The organism is Colwellia sp. 6M3 (assembly GCF_014077595.1).
Taxonomy (GTDB): domain Bacteria; phylum Pseudomonadota; class Gammaproteobacteria; order Enterobacterales; family Alteromonadaceae; genus Cognaticolwellia.
Genome location: NZ_JACGWF010000034.1, coordinates 25,540 through 39,612 on the forward strand (window position 1 = coordinate 25,540; position 14,073 = coordinate 39,612).

Sequence of the window (14,073 nt, forward strand, 5' to 3'; positions counted from 1 at the left end):
CTATAGAGAATAGCTACTGATTGTCTACACGTTCTGCCTTTTCACCCAAAAATTCATCATAAAGCTGTTGATGAGCAGCTTTTGAAAAAGTATCTGTGCGATGTTCGTATTGTGAGATCCAATCAATCAGCATAGGTAAGTTAGCATCTTGGTCTGCTTTAGATTGATATTTATGCGGCTCCCAAGGACGGTTTTTCGCATTACTGATACATAATGTAATCGGTAAGTTTAAGAATACAATTTCACTACATTTTTCTAATGTGTGAACGAGTAAGTCACTATAACAGCCTTCTATTACCCACTGATTATTTTGCTCGACAAAGCTATTTATCTCGTTAACAGACACATCAACAGGTAGTCGCTGCGGCATGGGTGATTGTTCGGTGATTGGATACCAAGCTAAAGTGTCTAAATCTAAATGGGTAAGTTGATGTTGTGTTGCTATAACTTTGGCTAGACTGGACTTTCCGGCAGCCGAATTGCCAAAAATGACAACTCTTTTGAAGTGGGTCTTAATGTCTGCCATACAATAGTTTATGCCTTATTTCGCATCATTCTTCGCGTCATTATTAACGTTATTCTCGGCTGAATTATCGGCTAAGCTATCCGCTGAATTATCAAGAGTTGCTTCATTAGAGCTTACATCAGAACCTTCAGCTACATTGGTTTCAGCTTCATTTGCTGCAATAGCCGCACGTTCTGCTTTTGAAACGTACTTAGGCTTATTCGAATTTTGCAGCTTAGCATTCATTTTTTTAAGCTTTGACTTCAACGTTTGGTTAATTTTCTTTTTACGGTTCATATAACAGGTATTCTTCTTTTTAAATTGCTGGTAATTGTTATAACAGCGGATTACTTAAATCCGCTAGTTTGGACACTTCTATCTATAGTTAAACTTTATAATACAGCGCTATTTATCTATTTTAGCAAAGGATGATCAGCAGGAAGCTGTTTAGCAATCCATAACGCTAATTTGTGCTTCATGCTGGCTAAGTCTTCACCGTCTTTTGGTAAAGGTTGAATAAGCTTATCGTTAACTAGCAAACGGTATAAGCTTTCAATTTTTTCCTTTGCGGCATTGGTTGCCGAAAAGCCTTTATAACCACGATTTTTCGCGTAGCCTTCACCAATTGTTATGGCTTTTTTTAATAGTTCTGCTTCGTTTTTTAACTTCTTCATTTGCCGAATTTGTTCCTGTTTTCTTAATTTTTCCGGTTATTTAACCATTAAGCATAAGTATTTTAATGGTTAAACCTGATTCTACATAGTGATTAAATTAATAATGAAATCACTGATATCTGTTTATACGTTAGTATAAACCGTTAAGCCATTGGCATATCTAAATAAAAAGCATTAAGTTTATTGCCATCTAAATCTCTAAAATAGCCCGCATAAAAACCGTCTAATTCAGCTCTTGGCCCAGCAGGCCCTTCACAAGTTGCACCGAGTTCAAGCGCTTTTTTATAAAAAGCATCTACTTCATCTGTAGAGTGAAGCATGATAGCAACCATAACGCCGTTACCCACAGTTGCTGGCTTACCGTCAAAAGGTTTCGTGATAGATATACCCGCTTCTTCAGGCGATCTTGACCAAGCAATAAATTTATCGGTTTCTAAAAAACGTTGTGCGCCAATTGTGGCAAGCAATTCATCATAAAAAGCGACTGCTCGCTCTAAATTATTTGTACCTAAAGTAACGTAACCTATCATGGTATATTCCTCTTATTTACATATTTAGAAATCAGCCAACATTGATGGTTCAAACTGGTCGGTTGATAGTGTTAAATTTAGATTTTCTAATTGGCTATTTAATTCGTTTATATCAGTATTGAGTTTAGACATTGTGAGCGTATTGTCATCTAATAAATACACTTGTTTTAAACTCGCATAATAAAAATTCAAAATAATTAACGCATTGACGTTTACGTCGTCAGCTTCTGCAGCCACTTTAATTTTTTTCAGTTTACGGTAAATCAAGTTTTGCTGCTGTTTAACTTGCCAGACATAATACACTTCACTAAAAAATGCGCTAAATCGCAATCTATGAAGCGCAAAAACACAAGTTAATAACGCGAGCAATACACCCATAAAGTTGTAGCTAAAGTTACTTTCTGTACCTGTAGCCTCATTAACTAATTCGCCCGTTATAACATTAGCAGGGTTAGCCAATAACTGTGCACTATCAGCAAATAACATAATTAGCGCTTGTCCATACACCAGTGCTAGGGTAAGTAAGCTGGCAATAAAGCCAACAATAATAATATTTAAATGTTTACGGTAAACGGCTTTATCAATGTCTTTTAACTTCATTTTTCAACTTACTTCTTATATTTTGAACACATAATATGGTTAGGGATATTGGGGCTAATCAATCGCCAACCCAGAATGTCGATTTACTTGTTGGCTCACGCCACTTTGCCAAACACTTTGGCTACTGGCGATGCTTAAATGTTTTTTCGCTCGAGTAATGCCAGTATATAATAATTCGCGCGACAATAATCTATTGTCTTTTTGCTCTGGCAACACCATTGCAACATGGTCAAACTCACTGCCTTGGGTTTTATGAATAGTCATCGCGTATACCGTTTCAAACTTAGGCAAACGCGAAGGTAAAATCCAATCTAAACCACCCTTTGCATTCTCAAATACCGCCATTAAATGCCCTTGGGCATTACGCCAAAGTACGCCAATATCGCCGTTATAAACGCCTAAACGATAGTCATTTTCGTTGATCATGATCGGCTGTGCAGCATATAAATGAGTATTTGATTCAAAGCGGTTAAATGGAATAGCACCTTTATTACGTAAAATATCAATCACTAAAGCATTCAGACTTTCAACACCTTGCGGGCCTTTGCGAGTTGACGATAAAATTCTAAATTTTGCCAATAACTCGAAAGCCTCTTCAACCTTGCTACATTGAAACAGGCCTAAGTAATATTGCTCAACAAGGGGAGCTAACCAGGTTTCAATGCTGCCTGATAATAATGTTAACTGTTTGTCTTTGCTGAGGCCTTGGCTTAGCGACGCATTATCTTGTGTTTCACTTTGCTTTAATAGTTGCCAACTTTCTTGGTATTGACCATTAATGACAAAATTCGCAATTCTGCCTATGCCACCCTCACCATCGAAACGGCGACTTTTTAGGAGAAATGTTACACAGTCGGCAGCACTATACTGGCTGTTATTAGCTTCAGCAGTTTCAACTTTAGTGAGCGAGTTATAACCCGTTACTTGCGCTAAATAATGGTGATTTACGGCGCTATAACCTAGGTGAGGACGCGGCGCAAAATCGGCTAAAACACTGCCAACAGCAACTGAGGGTAATTGGTCGGCATCACCCAATAAAATAACCTTAGTTTTAGTCGGCAAGGCGCGAAAAATTCGTGTCATCATAGGTAAATCAACCATAGAGACTTCATCAATCAATAGAATATCAATGTTGAGTTGATTCTCTTGATGATGACGAAAGTTTACCTGATCGGGAATAACCCCCAATAGTCTATGAAGGGTTTTTGCTTGCTCTGGAATTAAGTCTAATATTTTGTCATCAATACTGCCGCGAAACGCTTTAACTGCACTGGTAATTGATTCAGATAATCGTTGTGCGGCTTTACCGGTAGGCGCAACTAAAGAAATATTTGGAATAGTAAAGCTATCGCTATTGTTACTTTTGGTGCGAGCAAGCATCAACAGTGCGGCAAGCAACTTGGTTACTGTATAGGTTTTCCCTGTACCTGGGCCACCAGCAATAATAGCAAAGTTTTTGTTAATGGCATTGGCAACAGCAACGGCTTGCCAATCAATTTCGCTAGGTTGAACATCGTTTAGTTGTGCTAAATCTGGAAACAAACTTCCGATGATGCTTTTAATATTGCCAACGTCATCAAGTGCCTCAATGCTATTATTTGAAGGTGCGTCTAGTGCACTTTTTATGATTCGACGCTGGCGAACCACTTGTTTTAATTCTTGTTCAAATTGATAATAACGGCGCAGATACAACCGTTCATGACTACATACTATGGGTTGTTCAAATGCATTTTCATTATTTGGATCAGTTAACCGTAATTCAGCCACCAGTGCGGTGAGCGTATTTAAATCAGAAAATAAAAAGCCCTTAGTTTCTGAGTTACTTTCATTCATACCGGCAGTAAATAAGCGTTTTCCCGCCACTTGCGCAAGCGGCAAGCAACTATGACCGTCTCGTAAGCTTGCACTTAAGGCAATTAATAAGTGAAACCATTGCAGTTGCTTAATTTCTTGGTTCAGTTCTAGTAATGAAGTGCTATCAGGTTTAAAAATCAGACACTGATTAATTTCTTTCGCGAAAAAGTAATCTACGGCAACTAACCCATCTAATTGACGATTAGCATGTTGAAACGATGCATAAATACTTTCTGATTGGTGAGTAACTTTGCTTTCGATGTTAATTACAGGTTCAGACATGCGTAGTTTCTCCTGTAAAAATACTGTCTAGTTGCTCTAATTCTTCGAGGGTAATTTGACGATAATAAACTCCGCATCCTTGATGTTCTTTTTGATCTGTCATGCCACGCAAATATAGATAATAAATACCACCAAAATGCTGCGCAGGATCGTAATCGGCTAACGCATATTTTAAATGTCGGTGCAGTGCTAAGGCATAAATAAGATACTGTAAATCATAGTGACTTTTTTCAATGTTTTGGCGCATTGTCGCATCGTTATAGTCACTATATTCGTTACCTAAATGGCTAGATTTATAATCACAAACATAATATTTACCATCGGCTTGAAAGATTAAATCGATAAAGCCATGCATCATACCTTTTAGCTGTTGATACGATGGTAAATGTACACGATGTTGCTTTGTTCTATTGTTACTGGTGTTAGTACTGACTAGGTTGTTTCTATGTTTAGTCAGTAGTTTGGTTAAATCACGACTACTAGCAGAGCGCATAGGATAATAAAACTCTGTTTCACGCAAGGTATCTTGCGGTGCGAGTTGTTTTAATGACAAAGTATTATCAAGGTTAAGTGGCGTTTGTAACACGGCTTCTAACCACTCGACAAGCAGTGCTTGGCCCTGCTCATTCGGTGCACTATCGCTACTTTCAATTGGACTGTTGTTAACATTGCCTAACGTGTTTTGAACTGTAGTACTGTTATCATGATTGATATTGATATCGCCGTTGATAGCGCCATATTTTACCAACGGCCAATGGCAACTTTTTTGCCAATCTGGCGTAGAGAAATCAGTTTGCTCTAAAATGTCATGCAATAAGTTACCTGTTTGAGCGCCTTTGGTGAGAGAAAAACGCAGTTCAATGGCCTTTTTAGGTAACGTAAATAAATCAGCTTGTTCATCAGCAAACATCGCTTCTTCGGTGTCACGATCGGGTGCTGAAACACCATTATGACGTAAGTTTTTGCTCAAGGCTGAAAATGAACTTAACCACCAGTCGCGTTCAATTTTACCGTTGAATTTCGCCACAGTTGGTTCAGCTAAAACATTACATTTATCAGACGTACTTTCAGTAGTTAATCTACCTAAGGTATTTTCTGCTAGCTTTGCCTCAGACAAGTTTGCTTTAGGTAAGTTTGCTTCGGGTAAGTAGTTATCTAACATTTCAAGCGCAACTTCGTCTGGATTGTCTTGTGCTAGTTGTTGCAAGCTTTGCACAATATCAGTTGCGGCTGACCATTTAAGCGTTTTACCTAAAGGTGATTTTTCAAAGTTGTCAAAAGCGGTGCTGAGAATATAACAACGTTTTTCGGCGCGTGTTACGGCAACATAAAGCAACCGAATCGCTTCTGCATAGGCTTCTGCTGCCATGCGAGTTTTAGCTTCTTCACTGCCATCAAGGCTATGATGAATAGCGCCGTTTTCGTCATGGTGCTCAATAAAAGTAACATTACGAGTGCCAAATTTAAGCGGGTCTTTATGGCGCGTGGCAAACGGTACAAATACCACTGGGTATTCCATGCCCTTAGAGCCATGTTGTGTAATTATGCGGATCAGGTTTTCATCACTTTCTAAACGTAGTTCAGCTTCAACTTCAGGGTTGTCTATTTGGCTTTGTTGTTCAAACCAAAACAGCAACTCTTGCGGTTGGCGATGTCGTTGGCTTGCCCCTTGTAGCAATTCAAATAAATGTAATAAATTAGTTAGTACTCGGTCGGCGTTACTGTTCGCACAGTTGCTGTTGGCATCACTCACATCGATATAAAAATGCTGATGCATTAACTGCAATGCCATACTGATAAAGCCTTTAAACTGCCATTCATTACGCAGCTTTTCAAAACTAATTTTTAATTGCTGCCATTGCTGCTCGTCGTGCTGCAACTGCAAAAGTTTATCGTGATTAAAGCCCATTAACGGGCTGGCTAATGCGGTAGTATATAATCGATCATTCTCTAAAAATAAAATACCTTTTAACACTTGTAGTAAATGTTTGGTTTCGTCGCTCTGCAATAAATTAGCGCGATTACTCATAAATACACTGGCTAAACCGCACTCATTTAAGGCAAATTTAATGTCTGCCGCTTCAGTGCCATCGCGCACCAATAGCGCGATATCGCCACTGGCAATTTTAAGATCTGAGCACGCTAACAAGCGCACAATTTCATTAGCACACCAAGCGGCCATATTCGCCCGATAACTTTGCTTAACGGCCTTGTCTTTACCATCTTTACCTTTAGTTTCTGATTCGACATTAAAATGCACAAACTGCAAAGCGTTAAATTCATTATCTAAAAACACTTTTTCATGCGCTTTTGGTGAGGCTTTAACCGGTAAATAAGGAATTTGATAACCAAAAACATCCTTCGCTTCTTCTGATAATTTATTACCATAAAACAAACGGTTGTAGCCGGTGATCATCGCCGCACTTGATCGCCAATTGGTATCCATTAACCATTGGTAATCACAATCATTGCGTGCTGAAAGGTATGCAAAAATATCGCCACCACGAAAACCATAAATCGCTTGTTTAGGGTCGCCAATCATATACAACGCAGCACTTGGCTGATGATAATATATCGCTTTTAAAATCGAGAACTGCTGTGGGTCGGTATCTTGAAACTCATCAATAAGCGCAACAGGAAATTGAGAGAATATGCTGTTAGCTAAAACTTGTGTTGGTTTATTGCCAGGCTCTTGTCCAGAGTCATGCTCTTTTTCATTAGTTAAGCAATCATTTAACGTACTGATTAAATCGTCAAAGCCCATCACATTGGCTTGTAACTTTTTACGGATGATTTCAGTGCGTATATGGTAAATGCCTTTTCTGACTACCAGTAAAGCATGCGCGCGATTAAGTTGTTTGGCTAAGTCAGGGTGTTGTTTTTTAACGGTGTTAACTGCAGTAAAAATCTCCACTAATTCACTTTTTACTTTTGAACGTGCATAACGTCTGCCATCAATAAAAGCGTCAGGCATCTTTCCATGCTGGCCTGTTACATTGGCTGATAACTCGGCAAGCCAAGTTAATAATATATCTAACTCTTGTTGACGTTTTTCACGATCAGCCCCTTTTTTAACATCAATTAACGACTCAGTTAACATAGCCTTATGTGCATTCAAACTCGCAATAGCCTGTTCAACTAACGCTTTAAATTCAACACTTATGTTTGCTGGGTCTTGCACGTTAAGTACATTTTGTGTCGATAACGCTTTAGAAAATTGATTAATAAAACTGCCTGGCTCTGGCCAAAACTCAGTTACTAGCTTAAAGGCTTGATTGTTGTTTTCTGTATCTAATGCTAATACTCGATACCAATCTTGGCAGGCTTCTAAAGTAATATCTTGGGTGTCAGTTTCCATTTGAGCATTAAAACTAATACCACTGGCAAAAGCATACTGATTTAAAACCCGTTTACAAAAGCCATGAATAGTGAAAATAGCGGCTTCGTCGATATACAACAACGCTTGGCTTAAGCGTGCTTTTACTTCGCGGCTACCAATGTTTTTAGTGGCTAAGTTCGCGCTTAAACTTTTAAAGTAATCATCACTAACAATTAAACTGTCCCAGTTATGCAAACTTTCTCGGATAAAATCATCGATACGGCCACGAATTTCTTCTGTCGCATCTTTAGTAAATGTCATTACCAAAATTTGTTCAATCGGTAACTCTCGCTCTAATAATAAGCGTAAGAATATACGGGTAATATTATGCGTTTTACCTGTGCCAGCACTGGCTTCAATTAAATGCTTACCTTGCAGCGCTATGGTATTAGCGTTTAAATTCTTCACTTTTTAGCTCCCTGCTTTGCGCTTGTTTTCACTGTTTGCAAGGCTTCAAACATTGGCTGATATAAGGTAAGTAATCTTGGCGATATATCGTCATATTCTGGACATTGAGCCCAAAAATATTGTACATAAGGGTCATCGCCCAACGCTTGAAAACTGTTACTGTCAGACCAAAACTGTTCAAATTGTGTTTGATCAAATACTTTGCTCTTACGTATTTTTTCAGCAAGGTCACCATTAAGTAACAATGCTTGATGCTGACCTAAATAAAAGCTGGTCACTAAACGCAGTAATTGCCCTTTGGCATCTTCAATATCATTAAAATAGAACTGGCTAGGTTTCTGGCTTTTAGTGTCAAAGTAATAACCGTGAGTAGCGCAAATTTGGGAAAGAGTGTCAGCGTTTTCTTGTGCTTCATCCGTTTGTGCTATTTGAATAATTAACTGGTGTAAATATAGGGTAAATAGGTCTTTGGCTTTGGCACTACTGCTGCGATAAAACACCGCTTTGTTATCAACAAGAGTCAATTTGCTGCTCAGCGTAAGGCGTTTAGGTAATACAGCTTTTAATATTGCCCATTCGTCATTTGAAAACAAACCATCATCAAGCATATTTTGCTGAGTTAAAACAGCGCCTAAATCAAGTGTAATATGACAATCAATCGGTTCAATAGTTAAGGCGTTATTCTGGGTTAACTCAGTGATGATAAACTGACTAAAGTTTTCACTGTCTTTTTGCCAACCAGCGATAAGATCATCAGTGCTTGGCAAATCAGGTAAATAGCCAGCAAGTTTGGCGCTAAGTAATATATCGTCACAACTTTGTTTACTTTGTTCTGGCGCTAAATAGTAATTGAGTAGCTCTTGCCTCAGTAAGTAACTATCGAGATGGTTAGGCACAAAAGGCTCTACGTCATTAATTAGTGTGTCTGTGTTATCTAGATATAAATAAAGAGCTTGTTGCGCATAATAACGTGCAGGATGCTGATAAAAACGAATAACATCATTAGCTGACAAACTGTCTTCAATAATATCCTCGTTACTCGATGACACCTGTAATATGCTGTTTTCTTTCAGATTATGTTCAGAATTCTCCGCACTTTTTGTTCGTCGTAAATTTAGCCAGTTAGCGTCAAAGCTAGCAAAACTATCGAGATAATTTTTCTCACTAAACGCCTGCATCGGTAATTGTCGAACCTGACCCAATCTATTACTTTCTGCCTCAGCATTTAAGCCGAGCAATTGCCATCCATAACCACGTGCTAGATATTCCATTAACTCTTTTAAAACTAACGATGGCTGTCGGTCTTTATTGTTTCGAATATTTTTACCTTGATAACTTAAGTACAAGGCTTGGCGTGCAGAAATTAATGCTTCCAGGAATAAATATCGGTCGTCGCCTCTGCGTGATCTATCGCCCAACTGCGCGGGTGTAGTGGTCATTAAATCAAAACTTAATGGTTGGCGTTGGCGTGGAAATTCACCGTCGTTTAAGCCTAAAACTGCAATGATTTTAAAGGGAATACTGCGCATAGGTAGCATAGAGCAAAAGGTAACTTGCCCGATCATAAACTGTCGACCAGGATCTGGTTGACTAAAATGGCTGTTTAAAAAGTCGCGAATAACCGCCAAACTTATTTCGTCACAATAATTGGCATGCTGACAATACTCGACTAACGACTCAACAGCGCTGCGCACAACATTCAATCCGTTATCGTTTTCATCGTCGAATAGTTGCAGTAATAAATCAAACAAAAACTCTTGCCATTGCGTTGCTGTTCGCGCTTTTGACATATTAATAGCGGTTATTTGCAACTGCTCAATAATTAGCATTAACTTGCCGAGAAGTTCGCTATCGCTTCCCTCAATGGTCGGCAATAGCATTTGGTTTTGGTAAATAACTCGATGGTCAGCAAAGGCGAAACCTCGCATTAGACGCGATAAACCTTGCTGCCAAGTAAAGCTATCACTCGCGCCCTTTAAGTTTTCAGTTTGTTCAACTTCACTTTGCGCTAGTACTTGCTGCTTATGCGCTTTATCTAAACCCCAATGTACTGCTGAAATTTCGAGCCAATGGGTAATTTTTTCAATGTCGTCTAAGTTGATAGCAAAGCGAGACTGCATAGCGGGCAAACGTAATAAAGCAATTAGGCTTGAGACTTGGAATCGACTATCAGGCAAGGTTAATAGCTGGGAAAATGCAGCAACTAAAGGCTCGGCGTCTTTGCTTATACGATCAGCAATAGAACATGGCAGTGGTGGTACTTCGTCTGCAATATCTTGCCAACCACGAGTAAACACCGCATTAACATAGGGTGCATATTGCTCTACTTGCGGACACATCACTAAAACATCTTTTGGCGTTAAGCTTTTGTCTTGATTAAATTGGTGTAATAGCCAGTCATGTAAACCTTGAACTTCACGCAAAGCACTATGAGCACTGGTAATTAAAATTGAACCGTCTACTTTAGGCGCTTGGTGATGACTTTTAGACTCGAGTGAACGCGCATCAGTTAGGGAAAGAATATCTTGTTGAACACTCGCCAAAACACAGGCTTGTGCAATAGCTTCTGGGCTAGGACTGGCTATATTTACATCACTTACCTCTTCATTTTTTAAGTCTGCTACTGCTGACTCAAATACTTCAATGTTGATGGTACTGTATTGATACAACAAGGCCATAAACTCTCGCCCTTGCTGACCTAAATTGGCTAAAAGTGGGTTACCTACTTGCTGGTTTATATCCGCTAAATCGTTACTTTCATCATTATCTATGCTCAACTCAGAGCTTTCTTGAGCAAACAAACCTAATTGCTGATTGTTTACAGCACTATTTTCATCATTTTTTATATTTTCTGTATTTTCGTCCGCTGAAAAATCAGTACCTTTAATCCAAGCTTCAATGGCATTTTTTTCAGTAACCACATCGCCCCAATATGCGTAACACGGATTTAAATGGAAAAAGTGTACGTCTATTTTTTCACTCAAAGCATTAATAAATTCAAGCCAAAGAGGCGCCATGGCATTAATGCCAAAAAATGACAACCTGTGCGGTAACGCTTGCGCTTTTAATCTATCAGTATTGTTTAAGTTTTTTATTGCCAGCGCGACTAATTCACGCGGATTATAAGGTTGTTCACGTACCAGTAAGTGCCACAATTTACCTTGCCAAATAGCATTACTCTCTTCAGTATGTTCATGCTCACCCGAAACAGCAGCACTCACTTGTTGATCAAAAGCTGGAAACTTACCTTGATGCCAATCGTCGATCCATTCAGGTCGAAATATTAAATATTGTTCGTATAAATCGGCAAGCTGACACGCCAACTGATAACGTTTTAACTGTTCAGCTTCGGTGCACTCTTCACTTTGCTTGTTATTATCAACATTGTTTGTATTTGTCTGCCAATAATCACTTGCTACTTTAAACGCGTCATCATCAATCACTTCATTAGACGCTAATAAAGTATCAATACGCCAAGCAAGTACTTCACGGGAGTACGGCGACTGCTCGGGCACGTCTTCATCACTGGCTAAATTTCGAATTAAGTTCCACAAAAATTGCGACGGTAAAGCATAGCGCATATTCATGCTGATACCGCGCTGTTCGGCCAGTGACATATTAAGCCAATGTTGCATACCAGCATTTTGCACGATTACGGTGTCTTGTGCGAAAACAGGAAGTGGGGAAAGTTGCTGAATTTTATCAAGCAATACTAACAAATTTTCCATTTTATTAGCGGGATAAAGATAGAACAAATGCGCGCCTTTTTAGCCATTTTTCTTATAGCTAAATTTAACCACATCAAGCCCGATAACACTAGCGGATGTTGTGCTATCGGTGTTGTATTTTATTGAAAAAACGTATTTAAAAATTAAGAATGATCTATAGAGATATCATTTGGAAAAGGCTTGCCTTGATTCGTTTCCATTGCACCTTTAAGGCTCAGTAAAAAAACCGCCCACTTCGTACTACAATGTGCCATGAAATCTGAACACTCTTGCCAATTAGTATGACTAAAACGCACAAATGTTTGTACGCCATCAGTAGACAATTGAAAACTAATTTCAGTACTCACCCAAGCCTCAGGCATATTACCAGAATGTTGCCAACGCACGGTTTTATTTGGCTCCAGTTCGGTAACTTTAAAGTCGGGACCGCCACCATTAAAACGAAACTTGATAATTGAACCAACGGCGCCCGCACCTGATACATCGTTAGTCCACCATTGCGTTAAACCTTCATTAGTAGTTAATGCTTGATATATTTTTTCAACTGAGGCTTTAATGCCAACTCGATGACTTATTTCATGCATAATATTTTCCTACTTTTGAAAGGCACACTCAGTTTTAACTGACAATAATGTTACAACTATAGCGCGTTTATTAACTTATAGGATTAGTTTTTAGCCTCTCTGGTGCAATTGCCCACCATACAAACCAAACGAATAAAAACTGACATGGTAGACGAATATATAATAAAAGCGTTGATATGTTTGTATACTTTTCAGGGTGCAGAGCCATATGTATATTAGCCGGATAAATAGCGATGATTAATGCTATTACCCCATAGCCAGCTAATAACCGTGTTTGAGGAATTAGAATACCAATGGCACCTAATATTTCCAAAACACCACTAATAAGCACAAGTTCTTTATGGTATCCAAGGTAATCAGGCATCGCCTTGATAAAAAAATCAGCTATAACAAAATGTGCAATTCCGCCAGTTAGAAAAAATAAAGCAATGACTAAAAGTGGAATACGGGGCATCTATTTCTCTTCACAATTTGTTTATCATCATTGAGTATTCGAATAAGCCAGAACAACCATTCATTTTATAATGATTTTACAACAAAGCCTTACGCTTAATTATGGTTTTGCAGTTATGAGATTAACTATTGAATTTAAATAGGCACTTTCTGTTATCAATGTAAGAATCTTACTCTTGTAATAACCATTGAGTTTTTATAAAAACAGAAAGCACGTTAGCTACTTTTTTCGTTAAATGACTAAGGTATAAATCAATTAATCTAATACAGACAACTTCTTTTGGAGTTGCTTTATCTTCCTTTTTTTATCTTTTATTTTTGCTTTATATTTGAAAATTTTATCGCTATCTTTCTGTTTTACCGCTTTATTGAGATCCGCTTCATATTCAGTGACTGCAGTTTTAGCTTCTGCAATATCTTCAATTAACTCTGCTTTAAGCCCGTCGTTAGTACATTGCTCTTTCACTTTTTCAAGTGCATTTGTTAATCGAGTGACTTTGGGCTTATTATCATGTTTATTTGCAATAATACGCTGATTTTCTATTTCACAGACCTTCTTTTCACAACCTTTTAGCTTAGTACAGCTAGAAGATGCTATGGCTGAAGTAGACCAAGCAAAAAAGAGTACTCCTACCAAGGTCATGGTTGGAACAGTTAAGAACTTATTAGATATATTGCTCATATTAGATCTCCAAGGGCGTTAAATAGGGACAAATCTGTTAATTGATGTTATCTGTTGATGATAGCACTCTAACCGCATTAATTTTTTTAAACAATAAAAAACCTTGGTATTTAATTTCGATTAAAATATACCTTAATTAATTGCTTAAGGTTTTGATAAACGCCCCACTCGTAGCAGAGTTAATCTGACCTATTACTTGAATGTGACTTGCTTGTTACTTGGATCTGATTTGCTTAGTTCTGTAAGAAAAACCAGCTTAATCTCACCAATTTCATCACACTATTTTCTCAGCAAATAATTGAAACTATTAGCTTAAAACTTATTATTTCAAGCTTTTGATATTTGCAAACTCAATGGCTAAATACTTTTTCAAGTCATTCACATGCTCTTGCTT

At 38.2% G+C, this 14,073-nt stretch carries 11 protein-coding genes; all 11 read right to left on the bottom strand.

The genetic code is table 11. The annotated features are described in order from the left end of the window. Positions 1-13 precede the first annotated feature (13 nt). Positions 14-526 (bottom strand): shikimate kinase, encoded by a 513-nt coding sequence (locus H4J50_RS09400; protein WP_182255933.1) that lies wholly within the window; start codon positions 524-526, stop codon positions 14-16. A gap of 15 nt (positions 527-541) precedes the next feature. Beyond that, a complete protein-coding gene (locus H4J50_RS09405) occupies positions 542-802 on the bottom strand; it encodes a DUF2986 domain-containing protein (RefSeq protein ID WP_182255935.1) in 261 nt (86 codons plus the stop codon). A 116-nt stretch (positions 803-918) separates the two neighbouring features. Next, positions 919-1,179 (bottom strand): DUF5062 family protein, encoded by a 261-nt coding sequence (locus H4J50_RS09410; RefSeq protein ID WP_108455665.1) that lies wholly within the window; start codon positions 1,177-1,179, stop codon positions 919-921. 143 nt (positions 1,180-1,322) lie between these two features. Next, positions 1,323-1,709, bottom strand: coding sequence for a VOC family protein (locus tag H4J50_RS09415; RefSeq protein WP_108455664.1), 387 nt, complete (start codon positions 1,707-1,709; stop codon positions 1,323-1,325). 24 nt (positions 1,710-1,733) lie between these two features. After that, positions 1,734-2,309 (bottom strand): DUF3087 family protein, encoded by a 576-nt coding sequence (locus H4J50_RS09420; RefSeq protein WP_182255937.1) that lies wholly within the window; start codon positions 2,307-2,309, stop codon positions 1,734-1,736. A 54-nt stretch (positions 2,310-2,363) separates the two neighbouring features. Then, positions 2,364-4,445 (bottom strand): exodeoxyribonuclease V subunit alpha, encoded by a 2,082-nt coding sequence (gene recD / locus H4J50_RS09425; protein ID WP_182255939.1) that lies wholly within the window; start codon positions 4,443-4,445, stop codon positions 2,364-2,366. Further along, positions 4,438-8,232, bottom strand: a complete 3,795-nt coding sequence (recB, locus tag H4J50_RS09430; RefSeq protein WP_182255941.1) for an exodeoxyribonuclease V subunit beta — start codon at positions 8,230-8,232, stop codon at positions 4,438-4,440. Before recB ends, recD begins: the two co-directional genes overlap by 8 nt. Further along, positions 8,229-11,987, bottom strand: a complete 3,759-nt coding sequence (gene recC / locus H4J50_RS09435; RefSeq protein WP_182255943.1) for an exodeoxyribonuclease V subunit gamma — start codon at positions 11,985-11,987, stop codon at positions 8,229-8,231. The genes recB and recC overlap by 4 nt, the downstream gene beginning before the upstream one ends. A 116-nt stretch (positions 11,988-12,103) precedes the next feature. Continuing rightward, positions 12,104-12,544, bottom strand: coding sequence for an SRPBCC domain-containing protein (locus tag H4J50_RS09440; protein ID WP_182255945.1), 441 nt, complete (start codon positions 12,542-12,544; stop codon positions 12,104-12,106). 70 nt (positions 12,545-12,614) lie between these two features. After that, complete coding sequence (locus H4J50_RS09445) at positions 12,615-12,998, bottom strand: DoxX family protein (protein WP_182255947.1); 384 nt, start codon at positions 12,996-12,998, stop codon at positions 12,615-12,617. 255 nt (positions 12,999-13,253) lie between these two features. Next, on the bottom strand, positions 13,254-13,679 hold the full coding sequence (locus tag H4J50_RS09450; RefSeq protein WP_182255949.1) for a DUF1090 domain-containing protein: 426 nt from the start codon (positions 13,677-13,679) through the stop codon (positions 13,254-13,256). Positions 13,680-14,073: the final 394 nt, after the last annotated feature.

Bases quoted from the DNA above. Each gene is read 5' to 3' on its own strand.
- H4J50_RS09450 (WP_182255949.1), bottom strand. From the start codon at position 13,679: ATGAGCAATATATCTAATAAGTTCTTAACTGTTCCAACCATGACCTTG.
- H4J50_RS09415 (WP_108455664.1), bottom strand. From the start codon at position 1,709: ATGATAGGTTACGTTACTTTAGGTACAAATAATTTAGAGCGAGCAGTC.
- recD (WP_182255939.1), bottom strand. From the start codon at position 4,445: ATGTCTGAACCTGTAATTAACATCGAAAGCAAAGTTACTCACCAATCA.
- H4J50_RS09400 (WP_182255933.1), bottom strand. From the start codon at position 526: ATGGCAGACATTAAGACCCACTTCAAAAGAGTTGTCATTTTTGGCAAT.
- H4J50_RS09440 (WP_182255945.1), bottom strand. From the start codon at position 12,544: ATGCATGAAATAAGTCATCGAGTTGGCATTAAAGCCTCAGTTGAAAAA.
- H4J50_RS09410 (WP_108455665.1), bottom strand. From the start codon at position 1,179: ATGAAGAAGTTAAAAAACGAAGCAGAACTATTAAAAAAAGCCATAACA.
- H4J50_RS09405 (WP_182255935.1), bottom strand. From the start codon at position 802: ATGAACCGTAAAAAGAAAATTAACCAAACGTTGAAGTCAAAGCTTAAA.
- H4J50_RS09445 (WP_182255947.1), bottom strand. From the start codon at position 12,998: ATGCCCCGTATTCCACTTTTAGTCATTGCTTTATTTTTTCTAACTGGC.
- H4J50_RS09420 (WP_182255937.1), bottom strand. From the start codon at position 2,309: ATGAAGTTAAAAGACATTGATAAAGCCGTTTACCGTAAACATTTAAAT.